This window comes from Streptomyces sp. NPDC060205 (genome assembly GCF_042728395.1).
Lineage (GTDB): Bacteria > Actinomycetota > Actinomycetes > Streptomycetales > Streptomycetaceae > Streptomyces.
Genome location: NZ_JBHWZP010000032.1, coordinates 1 through 23,676, shown reverse-complemented (window position 1 = coordinate 23,676; position 23,676 = coordinate 1). Strand labels below are relative to the sequence as shown.

The 23,676-nt window shown below is 71.1% G+C and carries 19 protein-coding genes and 2 pseudogenes; 13 read left to right on the top strand and 8 right to left on the bottom strand.

What is annotated here, in order from left to right; genetic code table 11:
• Positions 1–4: 4 nt before the first annotated feature.
• From ACFWGJ_RS08460 to rhaI, 3 genes are all read right to left on the bottom strand, one after another.
• Positions 5–1,441, bottom strand: coding sequence for a rhamnulokinase family protein (locus tag ACFWGJ_RS08460; RefSeq protein ID WP_387321850.1), 1,437 nt, complete (start codon positions 1,439–1,441; stop codon positions 5–7).
• Between the two features lie 23 nt (positions 1,442–1,464).
• Complete coding sequence (locus ACFWGJ_RS08455) at positions 1,465–3,516, bottom strand: bifunctional aldolase/short-chain dehydrogenase (protein WP_387321831.1); 2,052 nt, start codon at positions 3,514–3,516, stop codon at positions 1,465–1,467.
• A gap of 275 nt (positions 3,517–3,791) precedes the next feature.
• The gene (gene rhaI, locus ACFWGJ_RS08450; RefSeq protein ID WP_387321830.1) at positions 3,792–4,952 is read right to left on the bottom strand and encodes an L-rhamnose isomerase; all 1,161 of its coding nucleotides are present in this window, start codon (positions 4,950–4,952) and stop codon (positions 3,792–3,794) included.
• Positions 4,953–5,249: 297 nt separating this feature from the next.
• Here rhaI and ACFWGJ_RS08445 point away from each other — a divergent pair, with 297 nt between their 5' ends.
• From ACFWGJ_RS08445 to ACFWGJ_RS08395, 11 genes and pseudogenes are all read left to right on the top strand, one after another.
• On the top strand, positions 5,250–6,764 hold the full coding sequence (locus tag ACFWGJ_RS08445) for a sugar ABC transporter ATP-binding protein (protein ID WP_387321829.1): 1,515 nt from the start codon (positions 5,250–5,252) through the stop codon (positions 6,762–6,764).
• Between the two features lie 91 nt (positions 6,765–6,855).
• Positions 6,856–7,896, top strand: coding sequence for an ABC transporter permease (locus tag ACFWGJ_RS08440; RefSeq protein WP_387321828.1), 1,041 nt, complete (start codon positions 6,856–6,858; stop codon positions 7,894–7,896).
• Positions 7,889–8,881, top strand: a complete 993-nt coding sequence (locus tag ACFWGJ_RS08435; protein WP_387321826.1) for an ABC transporter permease — start codon at positions 7,889–7,891, stop codon at positions 8,879–8,881. The genes ACFWGJ_RS08440 and ACFWGJ_RS08435 overlap by 8 nt, the downstream gene beginning before the upstream one ends.
• A gap of 118 nt (positions 8,882–8,999) precedes the next feature.
• Positions 9,000–10,085, top strand: coding sequence for a rhamnose ABC transporter substrate-binding protein (gene rhaS, locus ACFWGJ_RS08430; RefSeq protein ID WP_210886873.1), 1,086 nt, complete (start codon positions 9,000–9,002; stop codon positions 10,083–10,085).
• An 87-nt stretch (positions 10,086–10,172) separates the two neighbouring features.
• Positions 10,173–10,493 carry an L-rhamnose mutarotase gene (locus ACFWGJ_RS08425; protein ID WP_107019501.1) on the top strand — a complete coding sequence of 107 codons (321 nt, stop codon included), beginning with the start codon at positions 10,173–10,175 and terminating at the stop codon, positions 10,491–10,493.
• 85 nt (positions 10,494–10,578) lie between these two features.
• Positions 10,579–12,000: a BNR repeat-containing protein gene (locus ACFWGJ_RS08420; protein ID WP_387321824.1), complete on the top strand. Its 1,422-nt coding sequence runs from the start codon at positions 10,579–10,581 to the stop codon at positions 11,998–12,000.
• Positions 12,001–12,079: 79 nt separating this feature from the next.
• Positions 12,080–13,105, top strand: a complete 1,026-nt coding sequence (locus tag ACFWGJ_RS08415) for a LacI family DNA-binding transcriptional regulator (protein ID WP_387321849.1) — start codon at positions 12,080–12,082, stop codon at positions 13,103–13,105.
• Positions 13,106–13,305: 200 nt separating this feature from the next.
• Positions 13,306–14,607, top strand: coding sequence for an alpha/beta fold hydrolase (locus ACFWGJ_RS08410; RefSeq protein WP_387321823.1), 1,302 nt, complete (start codon positions 13,306–13,308; stop codon positions 14,605–14,607).
• Positions 14,608–14,683: 76 nt separating this feature from the next.
• Positions 14,684–15,217: pseudogene (locus tag ACFWGJ_RS08405) on the top strand (SDR family NAD(P)-dependent oxidoreductase); the annotation flags it as partial.
• Between the two features lie 151 nt (positions 15,218–15,368).
• Positions 15,369–15,611: pseudogene (locus ACFWGJ_RS08400) on the top strand (SDR family oxidoreductase); the annotation flags it as partial.
• 89 nt (positions 15,612–15,700) lie between these two features.
• Positions 15,701–16,540 carry a pentapeptide repeat-containing protein gene (locus ACFWGJ_RS08395; RefSeq protein WP_387321848.1) on the top strand — a complete coding sequence of 280 codons (840 nt, stop codon included), beginning with the start codon at positions 15,701–15,703 and terminating at the stop codon, positions 16,538–16,540.
• On the opposite strand, the gene ACFWGJ_RS08390 is transcribed toward ACFWGJ_RS08395, so the two are convergent.
• Positions 16,508–18,031, bottom strand: coding sequence for a cytochrome P450 (locus ACFWGJ_RS08390; protein ID WP_387321822.1), 1,524 nt, complete (start codon positions 18,029–18,031; stop codon positions 16,508–16,510). The two genes, ACFWGJ_RS08395 and ACFWGJ_RS08390, sit on opposite strands and share 33 nt — an antisense overlap.
• 108 nt (positions 18,032–18,139) lie before the next feature.
• Here ACFWGJ_RS08390 and ACFWGJ_RS08385 point away from each other — a divergent pair, with 108 nt between their 5' ends.
• Together ACFWGJ_RS08385 and ACFWGJ_RS08380 are read left to right on the top strand one after the other, a co-directional pair.
• Positions 18,140–18,748 (top strand): TetR/AcrR family transcriptional regulator, encoded by a 609-nt coding sequence (locus ACFWGJ_RS08385; RefSeq protein ID WP_387321821.1) that lies wholly within the window; start codon positions 18,140–18,142, stop codon positions 18,746–18,748.
• Between the two features lie 98 nt (positions 18,749–18,846).
• Complete coding sequence (locus ACFWGJ_RS08380) at positions 18,847–19,572, top strand: DUF2470 domain-containing protein (protein ID WP_387321820.1); 726 nt, start codon at positions 18,847–18,849, stop codon at positions 19,570–19,572.
• A gap of 68 nt (positions 19,573–19,640) precedes the next feature.
• Here ACFWGJ_RS08380 and ACFWGJ_RS08375 read toward each other — a convergent pair whose 3' ends face one another.
• The 4 genes from ACFWGJ_RS08375 to ACFWGJ_RS08360 form a co-directional block, all read right to left on the bottom strand.
• Entirely contained in the window at positions 19,641–20,723 is a 1,083-nt protein-coding gene (locus tag ACFWGJ_RS08375; protein WP_387321818.1) for a hypothetical protein, read from the bottom strand.
• Positions 20,724–20,790: 67 nt separating this feature from the next.
• Positions 20,791–22,038 carry an aromatic acid exporter family protein gene (locus tag ACFWGJ_RS08370; protein WP_387321816.1) on the bottom strand — a complete coding sequence of 416 codons (1,248 nt, stop codon included), beginning with the start codon at positions 22,036–22,038 and terminating at the stop codon, positions 20,791–20,793.
• A gap of 104 nt (positions 22,039–22,142) precedes the next feature.
• Positions 22,143–22,637 (bottom strand): FBP domain-containing protein, encoded by a 495-nt coding sequence (locus ACFWGJ_RS08365; RefSeq protein WP_387321815.1) that lies wholly within the window; start codon positions 22,635–22,637, stop codon positions 22,143–22,145.
• 126 nt (positions 22,638–22,763) lie between these two features.
• Entirely contained in the window at positions 22,764–23,156 is a 393-nt protein-coding gene (locus ACFWGJ_RS08360) for a hypothetical protein (RefSeq protein WP_387321813.1), read from the bottom strand.
• Positions 23,157–23,676 lie beyond the last annotated feature (520 nt).

The window sequence follows — 23,676 nt, the reverse complement described above, 5'->3', positions numbered from 1 at the left end:
CATTTCATCGGCCGCTCAGACGGGACTCGGCCGCCTGCCATGCCTCCGTCGTGCCCTGCGGCTCGTAGCGGGTCAACGGCTGTGTACGGGCCAGTAGCGCGCGCATCTCCGTGCGGTCGCCCGCCTGGCCGTTCGCCCGGGCCTGGACCAGGACGTTGCCCAGGGCCGCTGCCTCCGGGGGACCTGCCACGACCGGGAGACCGCAGGCGTCGGCGGTGAGGCGGCACAGCAGGGCGTTGCGGGCCCCTCCGCCCACGATGTGCACGACGTCGACCGGATGGTCGGCCAGTTCCTGCGCCTGGAGGACCGCCCGGCGGTGGGCGAGCGCGAGCGAGTCGAGGATGCACCGGGTGATCTCGGCGCGCGACGCGGGCACGGGCTGCCCCGACTTCCGGCAGGCGTCGGCGATGCGGGACGGCATCCGGCCGGGGGCCAGGAATCCCGCGTCGCCCGCGTCCACGACGGACCGCAGGGCGGGCACCTCGGCCGCGGCGGCCAGCAGTTCGCCCAGGTCGGGGTTGCCCCACTCCCGCAGGCACTCCTGGAGCAGCCACAGGCCCATGATGTTCCGCAGGTAGCGGACCGTGCCGTCGAGCCCCAGTTCGTTGGTGAAGTTCGCCGCGCGGCTCGCCTCGGTGAGGACGGGGGCTTCCAGCTCCAGGCCCACCAGCGACCAGGTACCGGTGCAGATGTAAGCGAACCGCTCGTCCACGGCCGGTACGGCGGCCACCGCGGAGGCGGTGTCGTGGGAACCGACGGTCGTCACCGGCACAGGGCCCGTGAGCCCGGTCTCCTCCAGCACACCAGGCCGCAGCACACCCGCCGGGTCCCCGGGCCGCCGCAGCGGTGCGAACAGCTCCAGGTCGATGCCGAGGCGGGCGGCGACGTCGTACGACCAGCCACCCGTGCGCGGATCGATCAGCTGGGTGGTGGAGGCGTTGGTCAGCTCGGTGCCGGCCTCACCCGTCAGCCAGTACGTCAGCAGATCCGGGATGAGCAACAGGCGCTTCGCGTGAGCCAGTTGGGCCGAGGAGCCCGCCGCCACCAGCTGGTACAGCGTGTTGAAGGGGGCGTACTGGAGACCGGTGGCCGCGTACAGCTCGGCGGCGGGCACGGTGGCCCACACCTTCTCCGCGACACCCTGGGTACGGGCGTCCCGGTAGTGCACCGGATTGCCGAGCAGCGTCCCGTCGGCGTCGAGCAGGCCGTAGTCCACGGCCCAGCTGTCGATACCGACCGAGTCGACCTGCCCGGCCGCGCGCAGCCCGTCGAGGACTCCCGCGTACAGGGACAGGATGTCCCAGCGCAGGCCCTCGGGGGTGCGCACCGGCCGGTTCGGGAAGCGGTGGGCCTCCGTCAGTTCCAGTGAGTCGGGGCCGACGCGGCCGACCATGACGCGTCCGCTGGACGCGCCGAGGTCGACCGCGGCGTACGACTTCACAGCCGATTCCCGAGTGCGGTCCGTCATCGGAGGAACGCGGCGGCGACGCCGGCGTCGACCGGGACGTGCAGACCGGTGGTGTGCGTGAGGTCGCCGCCCGTGAGGGCGAAGACGGCGTTCGCGACGTGCTCGGGAAGGACCTCGCGCTTGAGGATGGTCCGCTGGGCGTAGAACTCGCCGAGCTTCTCCTCCTCGATGCCGTAGGTGGCCGCGCGCTGGGCGCCCCAGCCGCCGGCGAAGATCCCGGAACCGCGCACGACCCCGTCGGGGTTGACGCCGTTGACGCGGATGCCGTGCTCGCCCAGCTCGGCGGCGAGGAGGCGGACCTGGTGGGCCTGGTCGGCCTTGGTCGCCGAGTAGGCGATGTTGTTCGGGCCCGCGAAGACGGCGTTCTTGGAGGCGATGTAGATGACGTCGCCGCCCAGCTCCTGCGCGATCATCACCCGGGCCGCCTCGCGCGAGACGAGGAAGGAGCCGCGGGCCATGATGTCGTGCTGCAGGTCCCAGTCCTTCGCCGTGGTCTCCAGGAGCGGCTTGGAGATGGAGATGCCGGCGTTGTTCACGACCAGGTCGACCCCGCCGAAGGCGAGGACCGCCGCCTTGAAGGCCTCGGCGATCTGCTCCTCGGAGGTCACGTCCACGGCGACGGCGACGGCCTTGTCGGCGCCGCCGAGCGCGGTGGCGACCTCGGCCGCGTTCTCCGCGTTCAGGTCCGCGATCACGACACAGGCGCCCTCGGCGACGAGCCGCTCGGCGATGGCCTTGCCGATCCCGCTGCCGGCCCCGGTGACGAGCGCGACCCGGGTGGCGAGCGGCTTGGCCTTCGGCATCCGCTGGAGCTTGGCCTCTTCCAGGGCCCAGTACTCGATGCGGAACTTCTCGGACTCCTCGATCGGCGCGTAGGTCGAGACGGCCTCGGCGCCGCGCATCACGTTGATGGCGTTGACGTAGAACTCGCCCGCCACGCGCGCTGTCTGCTTGTCCTTGCCGAAGGAGAACATGCCGACCCCGGGAACGAGCACGATCGCCGGGTCGGCGCCGCGCATGGCGGGGGAGTTGGCGTCGGCGTGCCGCTGGTAGTAGGCGGCGTACTCGGCGCGGTACTCGGTGTGCAGCTCCTTCAGCCGCGCGACCGCCTCGTCCAGTGCGGCGGTCGGCGGCAGATCGAGGACGAGCGGCCTGACCTTCGTACGCAGGAAGTGGTCCGGGCAGGACGTACCGAGGGCGGCGAGGCGGGGGTGCTCGGTGCTCGCCAGGAAGTCGAGGACGACCTCGGAGTCGGTGAAGTGCCCGACCTGGGGCCGGTCCTGCGAGGCCAGCGACCGGATGACGGGCGCGAGCGCGGCGGCCCGCTCCCGCCGCTCGGCGTCACCGAGGGCCGCGTACCCGTCCAGCGCCGGGCCGAAGGGCTCGGCCTTCCCGCGCTCGACGAGGAACTCCTCGGCGGTCCGGATGATGTGCAGCGAGTTGCGCTCGCACTCCTCGGCGGTGGCGCCCCAGGCGGTGATGCCGTGCCCGCCGAGGACACAGCCGATCGCCTGCGGGTTGGCCTCCTTGACGGCGGCGATGTCCAGCCCCAGCTGGAACCCCGGGCGGCGCCACGGCACCCACACGACACTGTCCCCGAAACACTCGGCGGTCAGCTTCTCCCCGTCGGCGGCGCAGGCGAGCGCGATCCCGGAGTCGGGATGCAGATGATCGACATGGGCGGCATCGACCAGCCCATGCATGGCGGTGTCGATCGAGGGCGCGGCCCCGCCCTTCCCGTGCAGGCAGTAGTCGAAGGCGGCGACCATCTCGTCCTCGCGTTCGACGCCCGGGTACACGTCCTTGAGCGCGAGCAGCCGGTCGAGCCGCAGCACGGCGAGCCCGCCCTCGGTCAGGGTGCCCAGGTCGCCCCCGGACCCCTTGACCCACATCAACTCGACGTCCCCGCCGGTCACAGGATCGGTCTCGGCCCCCTTCGCGGACGTGTTGCCCCCCGCGTAGTTGGTATTACGGGGATCAGCCCCCAGCCGATTCGACCGCCCGAGCAGAGCAACGGCCTCAGGATGGGGACGGGATTGGTTTGCCATGTTCCGGTTCCTTAATAGAAGAGGAGGCGAAAGCCCCGTAAGGGGCGCGGGGAACTGCGCGGCCAGCCGAAACGGACCGGTGGCCGGGACCGGACCTCAGACCCCACGGCGAGTGGACCGCCGGGCCCGGGCCTCAAGCCCCGTCAGGGGCGCGGGGCTGTGTCGATCAGCGGCTCCGCCGCGGGGCGCGACCAGCCACACGCGACCCGCAGTCGGCCACAGGCCCCCCCCGGGCCCCACGGCGAGCGGACCGCCAAGGCCGAGGGCAGCCGGGGTCAGGCCCCCCAACCGGCCTGCTCCCCTCCCACCCGCTCGGAAGCGATCTTCTCCCCCCACCCGGACCGGTGGTACGCCGCGATCGGATCGGGGTCGAGCCCCAGCTCACCCCGAACCTCCGCGACCAACGGCCGCACATCCGTGTTGTACGCATCCATCAGCACGGCGTTGGACGCCAGCACGTCCCCCGCCCGCTGCGCCGCGGCCAGCGCGTCCCGGTCCACGAGAAGCGCCTTCGCCGTGGCCTCCTGCACGTTCATCACGGACCGGATGATCGCCGGGATCTTCGCCTCGATGTTGTGGCACTGGTCGAGCATGAACGCCACATCGGCCGTGAACCCGCCGCCCCGGATGACCTCGTACATGATCCGGAACAGCTGGAAGGGGTCGGCCGCTCCGACCATCAGGTCGTCGTCCGCGTAGAACCGCGAGTTGAAGTCGAACGCCCCGAGCTTCCCCTCCCGCAGCAGCGTGGCGACGATGAACTCGATGTTGGTGCCCGGCGCGTGATGGCCCGTGTCGACGACGACCTGCGCCTTGGGGCCGAGCTTCAGGCAGTGGGCGTACGCCGTGCCCCAGTCCGGCACGTCGGTCGCGTAGAAGGCCGGCTCGAAGAACTTGTACTCCAGCAGCATCCGCTGGTCGTCGCCGAGACGCTCGTACACCTTCGCGAGGGCTTCGGCGAGCCGGTCCTGGCGCTCCCGGAGGTCGTCCTGGCCGGGATAGTTCGTACCGTCCGCGAACCACAGCTTCAGGTCCTTCGAACCCGTGGCGTCCATGATGTCGATGCACTCGTACAGGTGGTCGACGGCCTTGTCGCGCACCGCGGCGTCCGGGTGGCAGACGCTGCCGAGCTTGTAGTCGTCGTCCTGGAAGGTGTTGGAGTTGATCGCGCCGAGGGTCACACCGCGTTCCTCGGCGTGCTTCGCCAGTGCCGCGTAGTCCTCGACCCGGTCCCAGGGGATGTGCATCGCCACGGTGGGCGCGACCCCCGTGAACTCGTGCACCTTCGCCGCGTCGTCGATCTTTTCGAAAGGATTGCGGGGGACCCCGGGCTGGGCGAACACCTTGAAGCGGGTTCCCGAGTTCCCGTACGCCCACGACGGCGTCTCTACTGCCTGGGTCTTGAGGGCGGCCTTCACCGCGGCGAGCTCGGTCACTTCGGGGCTCCTGTGACTTCCGTTGTGGCATCGGGTCCGAACTGCTTCCGAAACCACTTTTGAAACAGCGTGGCTCTGAAACGATTCAGAAGGCAGAAGTTATGAGCCCCCCGAAAGGCTGTCAACCCCTCCGGCAGGCACGCCTTGCCGTGACTCGGTTGTGACCTTTGGCTATCGAAAATTTCGGCCTGTACCCATTGACGTGACCTGGGCTACATGTCTAACGTCCCGGCAACCTAGTTGAAACCTTTCACGACGTCGTGAGGCCGCATCGCCCGCGTCGTTGAGGAGCCCCTCATGACCCACCGGTCCGACGCGGATCCGGCCCCCGTGCTGGCACTCAAGGACATCTCGAAGTCCTTCGGCGCCGTACGCGCCCTGCGGGACGTGTCCCTGGAACTCTTCCCCGGCGAAGTGCACGCACTCGCCGGAGAGAACGGCGCGGGCAAGTCGACCCTCATCAAGACGCTCGCCGGCGTGCACCGACCGGACGCCGGTCAGGTGCTCCTGGACGGCGAGCCCACCCTCTTCCACGGTCCCGCCGACGCCCGCGACGCGGGTATCGCGGTGATCTACCAGGAGCCGACTCTCTTCCCCGACCTGTCGATCGCCGAGAACATCTTCATGGGGCGCCAGCCCCGCCGGGCCCTCGGCCGGATCGACCACAAGGCCACGCACGCCGCGACCCTGGCCCTCATGAAGCGGCTCGGCGTCGAGCTCGACCCCGACCGGCCCGCGCGCGGCCTGTCCATCGCCGACCAGCAGATCGTCGAGATCGCCAAGGCGCTCTCCTTCGACGCCCGCGTCCTGATCATGGACGAGCCGACCGCCGCCCTCACCGGCAGCGAGGTGGCCCGCCTGTTCGGAGTGGTCCGCGCGCTGCGGGAGCAGGGCTCGGCCGTGCTGTTCATCTCGCACCGCCTGGAGGAGATCTTCCAGATCTGCAAACGGGTCACGACCCTGCGCGACGGCGCCCTGATCTCCAGCGAACCGCTCGACGGCATGACCGAGGAGGACCTCGTCCGCCGTATGGTCGGCCGCGACCTCGACGAGCTCTACCCCAAGCAGGACGTCCGGGCGGGCGAGGTCGCGCTGAGCGTGCGGCGCCTGACCCGCGAGGGTGTCTTCACCGACGTCTCCTTCGACGTCCGCCGCGGCGAGATCGTCGGCCTCGCCGGACTCGTCGGCGCCGGACGCACGGAGGTCGCCCGGGCCGTCTTCGGTGTCGACCGCTGGGACGCCGGAGAGGTCGAGCTCGACGGGAAGAAGCTGACGAACGGCGCGCCGTCCACGGCCATGGCCGCGGGTCTCGCCCTCGTCCCCGAGGACCGTCGCGCCCAGGGCCTGGTGATGGACATGTCCATCGAGCGCAACATCGGCCTCACCGGACTCCGCAAGACCGTCAAGGCGGGTCTGATGGACCGGGGCGCCGAGCGCAGCCGCTCCCTCGACTGGGCCGTCAAGCTCCAGGTCAAGTACGCCCGCATCGCCGACACGGTCAACACGCTGTCCGGCGGCAACCAGCAGAAGGTCGTCCTCGCCAAGTGGCTCGCCACCGGCCCCAAGGTGCTGATCGTCGACGAGCCGACCCGCGGCATCGACGTCGGTACGAAGGCCGAGGTGCACCGGCTGCTCAGCCAGCTGGCCGCCGACGGGGTCGCCGTCCTGATGATCTCCTCCGACCTGCCCGAGATCCTCGGCATGGCCGACCGGGTCCTCGTCATGCACGAGGGCCGGCTCACCGCCGAGATCGCACGTACCGACGCCACCGAGGAAACCGTGATGGCCGCAGCCACCGGGAGGGCAGCGTGAGCGACGCACGCGCGGCCGCCGGGCCGCAGACGAACACGATGCCCGCACCTCTGCGCCGCGCGGGCGGAGAAGCGAACAGAAGGAGGACGGTGTGACGGTCACCGCTCCCAACCCCGCCCCCGCCGCCGAGGTGCCCAAGTCCAGCGGCACCCGGCTGGTGGACCGCGTCTTCAAGATGCGCGAACTCGCCATCCTGCTGGTCTTCCTCGTGATGATCGTCATCACCCAGATCGGCAACAGCGACTTCCTGTCCGAGCAGGGCATCAAGGACCTCCTGCTGAACGCGACCATCCTCGTGCTGGTCGCCACCGGCCAGTCGCTGGTCGTCATCACCCGCAACGTCGACCTGTCCGTCGGTTCGACGCTCGGCATCAGCGCCTTCGCCGCCGGCACCTACCTGGAGGGCGGCGGCAACTCCGCCGTCGCGATCCTCCTCGCGGTCCTGCTCGGCGTCGGCTGCGGACTGGTCAACGGCCTGCTCGTCAGCCTCGGCCAGGTGCCCGCGCTCGTCGTCACCCTCGGCACGCTCTACATCATCCGCGGCATCGACTCGATCTGGGTCGGCTCCCGGCAGATCACCGCGGCCGGCCTGCCCGACGGTTTCATCGACTTCGGCTCCGGCGGCATCTCCGCCGTGCCGTACCTGGCGCTGATCGCGCTGGCGGTCCTCGTCGCCACCGCGTACTACCTCAAGCACTTCGGCAGCGGCCGCGAGCTGTACGCGCTCGGCTCCAACCCGGAGGCCGCCCGCCTCGCCGGTATCCCCGTACGCAAGCGGATCCTCGCCGCGTACACCTTCTGCGGAGCCCTCGCGGGCCTCGCCGGCGCGCTGTACCTCGCCCGGTTCGGCAACGTCGACTCCGGCACCGGCAACGGCTACGAACTCACCGTCGTCAGCGCCGTCGTGGTCGGTGGCGTCGTCTTCACCGGCGGCTCCGGCAGCGTCTACGGAGCGGCCCTCGGCGCCCTGCTCCTCACCTCCATCAACAGCGTGCTGCCCGCCCTCGGCGTCAGCTCCGTCTGGGTGCTCGCCATCAACGGCATCCTGCTCATCCTCGCCATCGCGGTCGACCGGATCGTCGCCCTGCGCGTGGCGACCGCACTGAAGAAGAGGAACGCCCGCCATGGCTGACTCCGCTCTCACGCGCGCCGTCCGCTGGGACACGGTCGTCGGCGCCCTCCTGATCGTCGTCCTGCTGCTCTCGTTCACGACCGTGGACGGCTTCGGCAACGCGCTCAACCTGTCGTTCCTCATCGGCAACACGCTGCCCATCGCGCTGATCGCCCTGCCGATGACCATGCTCGTGGTGTCCGGCGAGATCGACCTCTCGGTGGCCTCCACCGCCGGTCTGTCCGGCGCCGTGATGGGCGCCCTGTGGAACCAGGGCATGACCATCGAGACGATCATCCCGATCTGTCTGCTCCTCGGAGTGGTGTGCGGGCTGGTCAACGGGCTGCTGGTGACCCGCCTGGGACTGCCGTCCCTCGCCGTCACCATCGGCACGCTCGCCGCCTACCGGGGCATCGCGCAGATCGTGCTCGGCTCCGACGCGGTGACCGACTTCCCCACCCAGTACCTGGACTTCGCGGCCGGCCGCCTCGGGGACACCTTCATCCCGTACGCGTTCCTGCCCTTCCTGGTGCTGTTCGCGATCGCCGTGGTCACGCTGCACGCCACCCCGTTCGGGCGATCCCTGTTCGCGGTCGGCGCCAACGAGGAGGCCGCGCGGTTCGCCGGCATCCGCGTCAAGCGGCAGAAGCTGATCCTGTTCACCGTGACCGGGCTGATGGCCTCGCTGACCGGCATCTTCTGGGCGCTGCACTACGCGAGCGCCCGGTACGACAACGCCACGGGGCTCGAACTGTCCGTCGTGGCGGCCGTGCTGCTGGGCGGGATCGACTTCGACGGCGGCAAGGGGACGCTCGGCGGGGCCATCGCCGGTGTCTTCCTGCTGGGCGCGCTGCAGAACGTGATGAGTCTGCAGGACGTCTCCGCGCAGTCGCAGATCGTCGTGACCGGCGTGCTGTTGGTGCTGTCCGTGCTCGGGCCTCGGGTTGCGCGGCAGGTTTCCGTTGCACGGGCCGGGCGCCGGGCGGCGCGCAGTTCCACCGGTTAGGCGGTAACGCCCCGCTGGTCAGGCCGTTTTGTCATCTGCGGGCCGTCTGTGGCTGGTCGCGCAGTTCCCCGCGCCCCTTACGGGGCGCACCGTACTCATCCCAGTAAAGGATCCAGCCATGCGCAAGTCATCCCTCCGTCGAGCCTGTGCGGTTCTCGCTGCCACCACCTCTCTGGCCCTGGCCCTCACCGCCTGTGGCGGGGGGACCTCCAAGGACGACGTCAAGGACGAGGGCGGCTCGAACGCGGCGGCCGGCAAGGCCGACCCGAACGCGGCCACCAAGAAGGGCCTGACCGTCGGTTTCCTGCCCAAGCAGGTCAACAACCCGTACTTCACCTCCTCCGACAAGGGCGGCGAGAAGGCCCTCACCGAGCTGGGCTCGAAGTACAAGGAGGTCGGCACCAACAGCGGTACCGACACCGCGGGTCAGGTCTCCTACGTCAACACGCTCACCCAGCAGCAGGTCGACGCCATCGCCGTGTCCGCGCAGGACCCGGGCGCGCTGTGCACCTCGCTCAAGCAGGCCATGAAGAACGACATCAAGGTCGTGACCTACGACTCGGACACCAAGACGGACTGCCGCAACGCGTTCGTGTCGCAGGCCAGCGCCGAGGACCTGGGCCGTACCGAGGTGCAGCTGCTCGCCGAGCAGATCGGCTACAAGGGTGAGATCGCGATCCTGTCCGCCGCGCAGACCGCGACGAACCAGAACACGTGGATCGACTTCATGAAGGACGAGCTGAAGGACCCGAAGTACAAGGACATCAAGCTCGTCAAGACCGCCTACGGCAACGACGACGCCCAGCAGTCCTTCCAGCAGACCCAGGGCCTGCTGCAGGAGTACCCGAAGCTGAAGGGGATCATCTCCCCGACCACGGTCGGCATCAAGGCCGCCGCCCAGTACCTGTCGGGCTCCAAGTACAAGGGCAAGGTCAAGCTGACCGGCCTCGGCACCCCGAACGACATGCGCAAGTACGTCAAGAACGGCACCGTCGAGGCGTTCGAGCTGTGGGACCCGGCGAAGCTCGGCGAGCTGGCGGCCCGTACCTCCGTCGCGCTGGTCTCCGGCCAGATCACCGGCAAGGAGGGCGAGACCTTCAAGGCCGGCGACATGGGCGAGTACACCATCGGCAAGGACGGCGTGATCAACCTCGGCAAGCCGACCGTGTTCAACGCCAAGAACATCGACGAGTTCGACTTCTGAGCCAGGCGCCCGCAGCGGGGCCGCCCTGCGCGTCGCGGGCGGCCCGGCCGGCGGAACTCACCCCCCACGACCCCGGAGTGGTACGTCATGCAGCGTGTCTGTTTCCTGCTCAAGGTCCGCGCGGACCGGCTCGACGAGTACCGCGAGAGACACACCACCGTGTGGCCCGAGATGCAGGAGGCGCTCTCGGCCACCGGCTGGCACAACTACTCGCTCTTCCTGCGCGAGGACGGTCTGCTGGTCGGCTACCTGGAGACCGAGGACTTCGCGGCCGCGCAGGCCGGCATGGAGGCCACCGGGGTCAACGCCCGCTGGCAGGCCGAGATGGCGCCGTTCTTCGAGGCACTGGACGGCGCCCGACCGGACGAGGCCATGAAACCGCTGACCGAGGTCTTCCACCTCGCCTGACGCACTGTCCACCCACCGACCTGATCACCGTGCTCTTCCCTCGCTCGTTCCCCTCCTCGTCCCCACACGCCAAGGAGCCCCGGACATGAAGAGACGCACCCTGCTGGCGACCGCCCTGCTCGGTACCGTCGCGGCCCCGGCCCTCGCCGGCACCGCCAGGGCGGCGGCCCCAGGACCCTCGGTCACCCGGGCCGGGACCACCACCCTCGACAGCCAGGCCATCTTCTTCGTCTCCTACGACGGCCTGGTCAACAACAACTCGTTCCAGAAGAACGCCCTGCTCACCCACAAGGGCTACCAGTACGCCGCCTGGTACACCGCGGACCGCAACGCCGTCATCGGCCGCCGCGTGCTCGGCGCGAGCACCTGGTCCACCGTCAAGGTCGGACACACCCTGCGGTACGACGACTCCCACAACGTCATCTCCATGGGCGTGTCCAAGACCGACGGCCGCCTGCACCTCCACATGGACTCCCACAGCGACGGCTTCACCTACGTGAAGTCGGTGGCCGGGCTCATGGACAACCCCGCGGGCCTGAGCTGGACCGCGAGCCGCTTCGGCGCGCCCCAGTCCACGCTGGACGGACTCGCGCTCACCTCGCAGTTCACATACCCCCAGTTCGTCTCCACGCCCGACGGGAAGCTGCAGCTCAGCTATCGCGTGGGGGTGTCCGGCAACGGCCGCAACGCCCTCGCCGAGTACAACGGCACGTCCTGGACGGTCCTCGGCGAGTGGAGCAGTTCCACCGGCACGTACACCAGCGAGCACGGCTCCAGCAGCGTCCGCAACATGTACCTGCACGGCATCGACTACGACCGCAACGGGCGGCTGCACTCCTTCTTCACCTGGCGCGAGCAGAACGGCGCGGTGCTGTGCAACAGCGGCGGCCTCACCAACCACGACACGGGGTACGTCTACTCGGACGACCGCGGCCGGACCTGGCGCAACGACGCGGGCACGGTCGTCGGCACCACCGGCACCTCGAACACGGTCGCCGTCACCGACAGCGGCCTGGTGATCGACGCCCTTAACCCGGACCACTCCCTGATGAACCAGGAGAGCCAGGCCACCGACTCCGCCGGCCGCCCGCACGCGATCATCAGCTACGTCCCCGGCCGCTTCGGGCAGTGCACCACCGACTACGTCGCCGACCGGACGGCGAACGGCCGTGCCTTCCACGTACGGAAGACCGCCGCCGCCACCTGGCGCAAGACCGAGATACCGATCGCCCTCAACTCCAGCCAGCGCACCCGGCTGGTCCTCGACAAGTACGACAACGCGTACGCGATCCTGCCCTTCGGCCGTATCGCCGCCGCGTCCGCCGCCTCCGGACACACCGACTGGACGACCCTCTTCGACGGCGGCGGACTCGACGCCTTCGGCGAGGTCCTCGTCGACGAGACACGGATCGCCCAGGACGGCGTGCTGTCCGTCCTGTACCAGGTCAGGTCCAGCGGTACGACGCCGTCGGCACTGCGTGTCATCGACTTCGGGCTGCCCGCGTGACGGAGTCCGTTCCGGGTGGGCGCGCGGGTAATGTGACTGCGTGCCCACCACTCCCCGTTCCCCCGGAGGTAACCGCCTGATGGCCCAGTCGGTGGGTATCAAGGACGTCGCCCGAGTCGCCGGAGTCTCCGTCGGCACGGTCTCGAACGTCATCAACCGCCCTGACACGGTCGCCTCCGAGACCCGCGCGCGCGTGCTCTCCGCCATCGACCGGCTCGGCTACGTCCGCAGCGAGTCGGCACGGCAGCTGCGCGCCGGACGCAGCCGGATCATGGGCCTGCTCGTCCTCGACATGGGCAACCCCTTCTTCGTGGACGTGGCGCGCGGCGCCGAGCGGGCGGCCCGCGAGGCCGGGCTCGGCGTGATGGTCTGCAACAGCGCGCAGAGCGCCGGCGAGGAGGCCGACTATCTGTCGCTCTTCGCCGAACAGCGCGTCCGGGGCGTCCTGCTGACCCCCGCCGACGCGACCGGGCGCAACATAGAGGCGTTCCGCCGGCACGGCATCCCCTTCGTCCTCGTCGACCGGGTGGCCGAGGGCACCACAGAGTGCTCGGTGTCCGTCGACGACGTCGCGGGCGGCGCACTCGCCGTACGGCACCTGATCGACGCCGGCCACCGGTCCATCGCCTATGTGAGCGGGCCGCCCGGACTCACCCAGGTCACCGACCGCCGCACGGGCGCCATGAACGCCCTCGCCGAGGCCGGACTCGGCCCCGAGTGCCTGCGTGAGCTGCCCACCGAGCGCCTCGACGTGGCCGCGGGCCGCGACGCGGGCGCCAGGCTCCTCGGCCTCGCGGAGCGCCCCACCGCCGTCTTCTGCGCCAACGACCTGCTCGCCCTCGGTGTGCTGCAGGCGGTGTTCGCGGCCGGGGTGAGCGTCCCGGACGACCTCGCGATCGTCGGCTACGACGACATCGAGTTCGCCGCGGCGGCGGCCGTCCCGCTGACCTCGGTGCGTCAGCCCGCCGTGACCATGGGCGCGCTCGCCGCGGAACTCCTCCTGGAGGAGACCGAGGCCGCCGCGGCCCCCGGCGCCCACCAGCACCGGCGCGTGGTCCTCCAGCCGGAACTGGTGGTGCGGCGCTCCAGCCTCCCGCCGCGCTGAGGGGGCGTCCCGGGCCGTGCGGTGGTGCTGAGCGGTTGGTCAGTAGGTTCTGCACCCAGCCGTACTCCTGCCGTTCGCCGGCTGTTCCACCGCCTGATCGGCCGGTCAGTACGGATTTCTTGATCCCCGGCCTCGGCCCGCCGGAGAACTTGTGCTGAACTGGTTCGCGGTCAGGAATCCGTCCGTCTCGGGAGCCCCTTTTGAGCGCCAGTTACCGTCAGCCCGGTGTCGTCCTCAGCGACCGCCGGTTCACCGTGCCCCTCGATCACGACGCCCCCACCGGGGAGACGATCGAGCTGTACGCCCGTGAGGTGGTCGCGAGCGACCAGGCCGACCAGGATCTGCCCTGGCTGGTGTATCTCCAGGGAGGGCCCGGTTTCGGCGCGAACCGTTTCGTCGGCAAGCAGGCCTGGCTGGGCCGCGCCCTGGAGGAGTACCGCGTCCTGCTGCTCGACCAGCGCGGCACCGGCAGTTCCACGCCCGCCAACCGGCAGACGCTCCCGCTGCGCGGCGGACCCCGCGAACAGGCCGACTATCTGGCGCTGTTCCGCGCCGACTCCATCGTTCGCGACTGCGAGGCGATCCGCCCGGCCGTCACCGGCGGCGCCCCCTGGGCCGTCCTCGGCCAGAGCTTCGGCGGCTTCTGCACGACCCACTACCTCTCCACCGCGCCGGAGGGCCTCAGCACGGCCCTGATCACGGGCGGACTGCCGACCCTCGACGGCCACGCCGACGACGTCTACCGGGCCGCGTACCCGCGGATCGAGCGCAAGGTCGCCGCACACTACGCGCGTTACCCCCAGGACATCGAGCGGGCCCGCCGGATCGCCGAGCACCTCCTGCTCAACGAACCGGTGCTGAACGGCGGTTACCGGCTCACCGTCGAGGCCTTCCAGTCGCTCGGCATCCTCCTCGGCGGCAGCGAGGGCAGCCACCGGCTGCACTACCTCCTGGAGAACGCCTTCGTCCGCACCGCCCAGGGCGCGGCCCTCTCCGACGCCTTCCAGGAGGACGTCCAGTCCCTCCTGTCCTACGCCGGACATCCCCTGTACGCGCTGGTCCACGAGGCCTGCTACGGACAGGGCGAGCGGCCCACCGCCTGGTCCGCCGAGCGGGTCCGCGCCGACTTCCCCCAGTTCGACGCGGCCAAGAGCCTCGCGGGCGACGGCCCCGTCCTGTTCACCGGCGAGTCCGTCCACCCCTGGACCTTCGACTGCGACCCCGCCCTGCGCCCGCTGCGCGAGACCGCGGACCTGCTGGCCGAACGCACCGACTGGCCCGTCCTGTACGACCCCGCCCGCCTCGCCGCCAACGAGGTCCCCGTCGCCGCGGCCGTCTACCACGACGACATGTACGTCGACACGGACCACGCGCTGCGGACGGCCCGCACGATCCGCGGCCTGCGCACGTACGTCACGGACGAGTTCGAGCACGACGGAGTGCGAGCGGGCGGCCCCCGAGTCCTGGACCGCCTCCTGTCCCTGGCGAGGGACGAGGCCTGACCGTTCAGGCGCGCGGGGAACTGCGCGGCCGGCCACATCGGACCCGCGGCCGCACTCCCGTCCCTAGTCTGATCCTATGAGGCGATTCAACGATCACGCGGTCCTGATCACCGCCGCGGGCCAGGGCATCGGCGAGGCGACAGCACACCGCTTCGCCGCGGAAGGCGCGAGCGTGCTGGTCACGGACCGCGACGAGACCCGTGCCAAGCGGGTCGCCGACGCGATCGAGGCGGCAGGCGGCACGGCGGTCCCGTACGCGTGCGACGTGGCCGACCCCGCCGCCGTCGAAGGGGCCGTCACCACGGCGGTGGAGTCCTTCGGCCGCCTGGACGTGCTGGTCAACAACGCCTACGCGTGCCACACCGACCCCGGCGCCTTCGAGGAGCACGAGGACGGCCCCTGGTACGAGGACTTCGAGATCACCCTGCACGGCGCGTACCGCTGCATCCGCGCGGCCCTGCCGCATCTGGTGGCCGCGGGCGGGCGAGGGGCGATCGTCAACATCGGTTCGGTCAACGCCGAGCAGCACTTCGGCTCCCACGCGTACAGCGCCGCGAAGGCGGCGCTGGCCTCCCTGACCCGTACGGTCGCCGTCGAATCGGCGCCGCGGGGGGGGGGGGGGGGGGGCCGGGGTAAAACGGGGGGGCCCCGGCCCCAACCCCCCCCACCCGGGGGGGGGGCGGGGGGGGGACCCCGCCCGGCGCCCCCCCCCGACCCGGGGCCGCCGCGCCCCCGGCGGGGCGGGGGGGGGGGGGGGGGGGGGGGTCCGGGTGAATCTCGTCGAGCCCGGCACCATCCGCACCAACGCCTGGGACGGCCGCGGCGAGATCCTCGAACGCGTCGCCGCCCACTACCCGTTGGGACGGGTGGGCGAGCCCGCCGACATCGCGTCCGCCGTCGCCTTCCTGGCCTCGGCGGACGCGGCCTGGATCACCGGAGTGACGCTGCCGGTCGACGGCGGCCTGCTGGTGAGCAACCAGGCGATGATCCGCGACATGTCCTGAGCCCGGGCGACCCGACAGCCGGTACGGAGGAGGAGCCGGACCGTACGGGCGGTGATCATCACGGGCGCGCCCTGCGTACGCTGGACGACATGCAAGACGAACCCGGCAGCACGGTCCCGGCCCGCACCGACCTGACAGCCGACTGTGCCCGGTGCTTCGGGCTGTGCTGTGTCGCGCTGCCCTTCGCCGCCTCGGCGGACTTCGCGATCGACAAGGCCGCCGGGAGTCCCTGCAAGAACCTGCGGACGGATTTCGGCTGCGGCATCCACACGGAGCTGCGGCAGCGGGGCTTCAACGGCTGCACGGTCTACGACTGCTTCGGCGCCGGCCAGAAGGTCTCGCAGCTCACCTTCGGCGGCGAGGACTGGCGCTCGGGGGACCGGGAGCACTCCCGGCTGATGTTCGACGTGTTCCATGCCGTGCGGCAGCTGCAGGAGCTGCTCTGGTACCTCACCCAGGCGCTGGAACTGCCTGCGGCCCGCCCGGTCCACCCCGAACTGCGCCGCGCGCTCGACCGCACCGAGGCGCTCACCCGTCTGGAGCGGCGGGAACTGGCCGGGCTCGACGTGTCGGCTGTCCGGCAGGACGTCAACGTGCTGCTGCTGCGCACCAGCGAGCTGGCCCGCGCCGGTCTCGGCCGGGGCAGGAAGAAGGAGCGCCGCGGCGCCGACCTGATGGGCGCCCGGCTCAAGGGCGCCGATCTGCGGGGCGCGAACCTCCGCGGCGCCTACCTCATCGCCGCCGACCTGACGGGCGCCGATCTGCGCTCCGCGGATCTGATCGGCGCCGACCTGCGCGACGCCGACCTCACCGACGCCGACCTGACCGGCGTCCTCTTCCTCACCCAGCCGCAGCTCAACGCCGCCAAGGGCAGCGCCGGGACCAGGCTTCCGGGGTCATTCACCCGCCCCGGTCACTGGACACCGTGACGCCGACGGCGCCTCCCGGGCCACGGGAACCTCCGGGGCCACGGCCGGTGCGGGGGAGCGGCGGCGGAGGTTCAGCGTCAGGCCCTGCGGCATCAGCGTGAGCCGTTCCGCCACCCGCAGCCGGTAGGCGGGGTCCGGCAGCAGCTCGTACCGGCGCAGCAGCAGGCCCAGCACGAGTGTCGCCTCGTGCAGCGCGAACTGCCGCCCGATGCACGCCCGCGCGCCGGTGCCGAACGGCTTGAAGGTGTGGGCGGGCCGGGCCCGTACGGCTGCCGGTTCGAAGCGGTCCGGGTCGAACCGTTCCGTGTCCGGGCCCCACGCGTCGGGGTCGCGGTGCAGCAGCGGCATCAGGACCAGGGCCCACGCGCCCCGGCGCATCGGATGGACACCGCCGAGGACCGTGTCCTCGCGGGCCTCGCGCGCGAACGCGGGCGCCGTCGGCCACAGCCGCAGCGACTCGTCGAGGACGCGCCGCACGTACCGGAGCCTGGCGACCTGGTCGTAGGCCGGTTCCGGGGCGTCCCCCCAGACGCGGTCCACCTCGGCGCGGGCGCGGGCGGCGATCTCGGGGTGCTGCGCCAGGTAGTGCAGGGCGAAGGAGAGCGCGCCGGACGTCGTCTCGTGGCCGGCGATCAGGAAGGTGATGACCTGGCGGCGGACGTTCTCGGGGGTCAGCCGCTCGCCGGTCTCCGGATGCGCGGTCTCCAGCATCCGGTCGAGGAGGTCGCCGTCGCCGGCCGGCCCGTGCAGCCGTGTCTCGACGACGGCGTCGACCGTGCGGTTGAGGTACGCCACGTCGGCGCGGTTGCGGCGGGTGGCCGTGCGCAGCAGCACCGGCGCCACCGGCGCGGGCACGACGTTGAGGCGCTGCGCGTACGTCAGGGCGCCCACCATGGCCGTGACGAAGGGGTGCGGCCGGGCGCGCTCGAAGGAGTCGAAGTCATGGCCGAAGCCGGTGCGGGCGATCGTCTCCAGCGTCAGTTTCGTCATGTCACCGGGCACGTCGACCGCCCGTCCCGCGGCCTGTTCGGAGTCCCAGTGGCCGGTGAGCCGGGCGGCCACGCCCAGCATCATCGCGTGGTAGCCCTCCATGGCCTCGCGGCTGAAACCGGGCGCCAGCACGTCGTGCGCGAGCTGCCAGTTGGGCTCGTGGTTGTACGCGGTGAAGAGGCCGTCCCCGGCGACGGGCCGCAGGTTGGCGACTCCCAGCCCGACATGCTTGGCGAACCGTGACTCGTCCGCCAGCTCGCCCGTGAGCCCCGCGCCCCAGACGAAGACGATCTCCTTGCCGAACCCCTTGCGCCGGAAGATCGGCCCGAGCCTGCGCCCGACGCGCAGCGAGTCCTGCAACGGCGTACGGAGGTTGGTGCCGACGGCGTCGCCGACCAGCGGCACCCGGTAGGGCGGGTGCGGGATGCGGCGCAGCTCGGGCCAGCCCAGCTCCGCGCTGCGGAACCCCTTCGGCAGAGCCGTGTCCCTGGTGCCCGCCATCGCGCCATCTCCTCAGTACCGACCGCCGGCCGCTGTTGTTGTACGCGGATTCAATAGTGCTCGTCAGTGTGATCCGGCTGTTGAACCGACGTCAAGTACAGTGCGGGCATGGCCGCCAAGGAGGGGGAGCGCACGCGTCGTCGGCTCAGCACCGAGGAGCGCCGGGAGGAACTGCTCACGGTCGGGGCGCGCCTGTTCTCGGAGAGTCCGTACGACGACGTCTGGATCGAGCAGGTCGCCGAACTCGCCGGTGTGTCACGGGGGTTGCTCTACCACTACTTCCCGACCAAACGGGACTTCTTCGCGGCCGTCGTCGAGCGCGAGAGCCGGCGCATGCTGCGGATCACCGCCGCCGTGCCCGGCGTGCCCGTGCGCGCGCAGATCGACGCGGGGCTCGACACCTTCCTGGAGTACGTCCAGAAGCACGCGCACGGCTTCCGCGCTTTCCACCGGGCGGAAGCGGCGGGGGACCAGGCCGTCCGCAAGGTGTACCGGGAGACGCTCGCCGCGCAGCAGCGGCAGATCCTGGAGGCGCTGGCCGCCGACCCGGAGACCGCCTGGACCGAGGAGGACCTGCCGGTCCTGCGGATCGCCGTGCGGGGCTGGCTGGCGTTCATGGCGGCCGCCTGTCTGGAGTGGCTCAAGGAGCCCGGCCTCTCCCGGGAACAGGTGCGCGACGTGTGCGCGCGAGCCCTGCTCGGAGCCGTCCGTCCGTGAACTCGCTGTCACAAAGGTGCCGTGAGCGGCGCCGCGTGGTTGGCGTACACCCCGATCTTCTGTAGGTTAGGCAAGGCTTACCTAAGGGAGGTTTTGGGATGGGTGACCGTCACAGCTGGACGGCCGCACCGGCCACGGCACAGCGTGCCCGCTCGGTGCTCGCCGCGGCGTGGTCCTGCGCGGTGACCGCGGAAGGCGGTCGGGAGGAGTTCATCGGCGTACACACCGTCGCGGAGGACGGCCGGGTGCTGCTGCACCTGCCCGACGACAGCGTGCTCACCATGGCCGCGATCTGCGCGCCCCGCGGAGAGCCGTCCGCCGTACTGGAGTTCGCCGACGTGGCGCCCGTCCCGGTCCGTAACCGTATCCGCTCGCGCCTGTGGATGGCGGGCTGGTTCGCGCCCGAGGACGACCACCTGACGTTCCACCCGACCCGCGCCGTGCTGCGCGAGCCCGGCGGGGCGGTCGTCGTCGACCTCGACGAGTACGCCGCCGCCGAACCCGACCCGCTGGCCCTCGCGGAGGCCCAACTGCTCACCCACCTCGCCGACGCGCACCCGGACGCCGTCGAGCGGTTGACCCGGCTCGTCGAACCGGACTGCCTGCACGGCGCGGTCCGCGTGCAGCCGCTCGCCGTCGACCGGCACGGGCTGACGCTGCGCATCGAGCGTGTCCGCGGCCACGGCGACGTACGACTGCCCTTCCACCGGCCCGCGGACGACGTCGGACAGCTCACCGAGCGCATGCACGTCCTGCTCACCCAGGCGAGCGGCGCGAACTGCCCCCGTGCGCTGCAGCGGCAGCGCACGGAGAGCGAGAGCTGAACCGAGGAGCGAACCGCGGGGTGAACCGCGGGTGACGGGAACGCGCCTCCGGCGGACCGGAGCCGGGCTCACCAGTCCCCGTCACCGACCGGCTTGCCCGGCGCGTCGCCCAGCGGCTTCACCTGACCCGGCGACGGCGGCTGCCACGGAGTGTGGTCGTCGCCGAGCCAGTCACCGACCGGCTTGACCGCGCCGAGTGCGTCCGTGGGGTCGAGATCCGTGGCGTCCTGGTCGTAGTAGTCGAACCAGGGCAGCCCGGCACGGGTGTAGGCCGCGCGGTCGACGGGCGACGGCGGAGGAGCCTCACCCGTGATGCGCCGCCACTCCGGCGGCGTCACGAGATGGACGAAGACCCGCCCGGACGCGGAGGTCGACCAGTCCGACAGCGGGCGGTCGTCCTTGTAGACCTCCTGGCGCATCGAACCGCCGACGCCGAGGCCCATCGCCCCCGAGGCGCGTGGTGCGGCGGCCGGGGCCGCCGGTACCGCACCGCCCGGCTGCGGCGGGCCGGCGGGTGCGGCCATGGCGCCGGGCGCGGACATCGGAGCCGGGGCGCCGTAATCGCCCGACGCCGTCCTGGCCTGCCGGCGGACCGCCTCCTGTGCCAGCCGGCGCTGCTCCTCGCGCCACGCGTGCAGCGCGGTTTCGGTCAGCGGGAACGACTGGAGCTGTACGCCGCCCCACACCTCCTCGCCGGTCACCTGGCCCTCGACCGTCGCGCCCAGCCCGAGCGGTACCGCCACGAACTGACGGACCGTGCCCTTCCCGGAGTTGATCCCGTCGAGCCACGGCTGCCGGGGCAGCACCACGTAGTTCTGCGGATCCCGGGCCGGCCGGGGGCTCCACGGCCTGCCGGACACCGCGCACACCTTGCCCGCGCCCACCTGGAGCGCCGCCGGTTCCGAGGCGCTGAAACTCAGCCACATCGCCTCACGCAGATACACCGGCAGCATCACTCCGCCGCGGGCCAGCCACTCGGCGGGCACCGTCTGCGGGTAGTCCTCCACGCGCCGCAGCGGGAACTCGCCGAGCCCCGGAGGCAGCGCGTGCGTGCCCGTCTCGGGCAGCCGCAGGGTACGGATGAACCGGACCCGCACACCACCCGCAAGGAGCAGTGAGTTCCCGTCGATCCGGACGGTGCCGTCGGCCATCCGCACTCCCTCTGCCGTCATGTGCCGCCACGCGGGCAGGTCGCCCTGTCGCGGCGGTGTCGGTACATCACGTAGTACGAGCCGAGGGGGCCCTGCGGTTCCGCCGTGCCCGGCGCAGACGACGGCGCAGGCGGTCCAGCCGGGGCATGCGCTCACGCTGTTCGCGTGTACAGCGGTCCAGTTCCTCCAGCAGACGGCGGGAGCGGTGCTCCATGTCGAGTTCGTCGAGCATCCGGGTGACCTCGGTGACCACGGCTCCGTACAACTGCCACTGGTGGGCGTCCCGCTGCACCTCCGCCAGGAGGAGCTGGGCCAGTTTGTCGCGGGTGGCCGTCGCGGCGGTGAGTTCGTGGGCGAGCCGGGCCTCCGCCGACTCGGCGCTGCGGCTGACATCGGTGGTGACCAGCACGGCGAAGCTGACCACCGCGTCACCGACCTCGGACAGGAGCTGTTCGAAGACGCTCCCGATGTGCGACTCGAACAGCGGCTCGGGGGTGCGTTCCTTGGCCAGGTCGGTGAGGGTGCGGGTGAGCACCCGCAGGACCACCGTGCAGATCTCCAGCGTGTCGAGGCCGGTGCGCAGGACGACCCGGTGCAGCAGGCCCTCCCGTACGCGCGGATTGAGCCGCAGGCTGTCCTCGGCCTGCTTGAGGGCCGCGTCCACGTCGACGATGTCGTGGTCGAGCTGCCGTGCCTCGTGCAGGCTCTCGGCCGCGACGGCCACCTGGGTGCGGCCGGCCGCCTCGTCGCCGACGCGCAGCATCAACCGCCGCATCCGGCGCGCCAGATCTTCGATGGACTCACCGGCGGCGCCGACCCACACCGGGGGAGCGAACAGCAGATTGCAGCCGAGGCCGACCACGGCGCCGATCACCGTCTCCAGGATCCGGGCCCAGGCCGTGTCGCCGATCCGGGTGACGCCGAGGACCAGCATGGCGCTGATCGCCACCTCCGGTACGAACTCGCTGACCCGTACGAGGTGTCCGACGGCCAGGGCGGCCAGGATGAGCAGGCCCAGGCTCCACCAGGTCAGCCCCACCAGGGCGCTGAAACCGATGGCGACGAGGACGCCGGCCACCACGGCGTTCACCCGGCGGATGCCGGTGGTGAGGGTGGCGTAGAGGGTGACCTGCACGACGAGGAGCGCGGTCAGGGGAGCGGTGAGCGGCGCGGCCTCGGGGCTGAAGCGCAGAGCGACCACGTAGGCCACGGTCGCGGCAGCCGCCGCCCGGACCGTCTGGACGATCACGGGCTGCTGCCGCCACTTCGTCACCTGGGCGCTGCCGGCGGCCCACACTTCACGTACATCTCGCATCCTTGGCCACTTCCCGTTCGACAGCCGCGTCGAACGCGAACGGAGGGGTCGGCTCCGCCGATGTCACCTACCGTCCGGTCGGTCAGGAGTGCGGCGCGGGTGGATCAGGAGTGGAGGCGGTCCAGGAAGGCCGACACATGGCCGTTCATACGGGCCACCTGCTCCTCCACGGTGAGGCTCTCCTCGAAGCGCGATCCGGGTCCGGGCAGCTTCTTGCCGCGTACGTAGAGGGAACAGGCGAGGTCGGCGCAGATGTAGACGCCGACCGAATTGCCCTCGCGGCCTGCTGGGCCGACCTTGCGCGCCGTCATCAGGTTGACGCCGTTTCCCGGGTGGGTGGTCAGGCACAGCGAGCACATGCTGCGGTGCATGAAGCCGCGCTGCTGCGAGGGGAAGCGCAGGGTCACGCCGACGGGGCCGCCCGACCGCTCGGCCACCAGGTAGCTGCGGTCGGGCGCTCCGGGGTCGCGCCAGCCCAGGAAGTCCAGATCGTCCCAGGGCCGGTCCGCCAGATCGTGCGGTACGAACAGGCGCTTGGCCTCTCCCTTGGAGCAGTTCACGAACGAACTGCGGATGTCCTGCTCGGTGAGCGGCTTCATGACGGGGTCTCCTGGCGGATCGGTACGGTGCGAGAACTGAACCTAGGGTCACTAGGTTCACGCCTAGGGTACGTAGCCGATCCGCGGAGAGCCAATGTTTATTTGTGCAGGGCGACGGGAAAAGTGCTACAGGTCGTCGTCGAGGTCCGGGTCGGGGCCGTGGCCGGGGGACGAGTCCGTGTTGGAGAGGCGCAGGGCGAGGGTGCGCAGGAGATCGGTGCTCTTGATCTCGGTGCGTTCCGTGTCGTGGATGTCGGCGAGTTCCGAGAACAGGAAGGCGAAGGCGCCGACGAGGGAGATGGCGGCGGGCATCAGGGCGTCGATGACCGCCTGGCCGGCCTCGGCGGGGGTGGCGTCGCCGGGGACCTCCACGGAGGGGAAGACTTCCGTCACGAGCCTGCCCAGTTGGGCCTCGCCGGCGTCGATGTCGACCTCGGTGTCCTCGTTGAGCCTGCGCACCATTTCCTGAGTCTCGGTCAGGACGCCGATCGCTCGGAGGATGATCTCGCTCTGTTCCATGCGGGGAGCTTATGCGGTGCGCGCACAGGGGGTTGGGGGTGGGCGTTGCGGGGCCGGGCGCGGGTCGGTTGTGGCTGGCCGCGCAGTTCCCCGCGCCCCTAAAAGACTGCGCAGTTCCCCGCGCCCCCAAGACCAAAAGACTGCGCCGTTCCCCGCGCCCCCAAAGCCAAAAGACTGCGCCGTTCCCCGCGCCCCCAAGACGAAAGGACTGCGCAGTTCCCCGCGCCCCCAAAGCCAAAGGACTGCGCAGTTCCCCGCGCCCCTAGGGGGTGTGCCCCTCCCGCAGGCGAAAGACTGCCAGCGGTGGACGCGCCCTTCAGGGGCGCGGGGAACTGCGCAATCTTTGAGGCGCGCGTAGGGACGGCGTGGCGCCCACGAAGGGGCGCGGGGAACTGCGCAGTCTTTTGGCTTTGGGGCGCGCCAAGGACGGCGCATCGCCTGTCGGCGGCGCGCGCCGAGGACGGCGCATCGCCTGTCGGCGGCGCGCGCCGAGGACGGCGCATCGCCCGTCGGCGGCGCG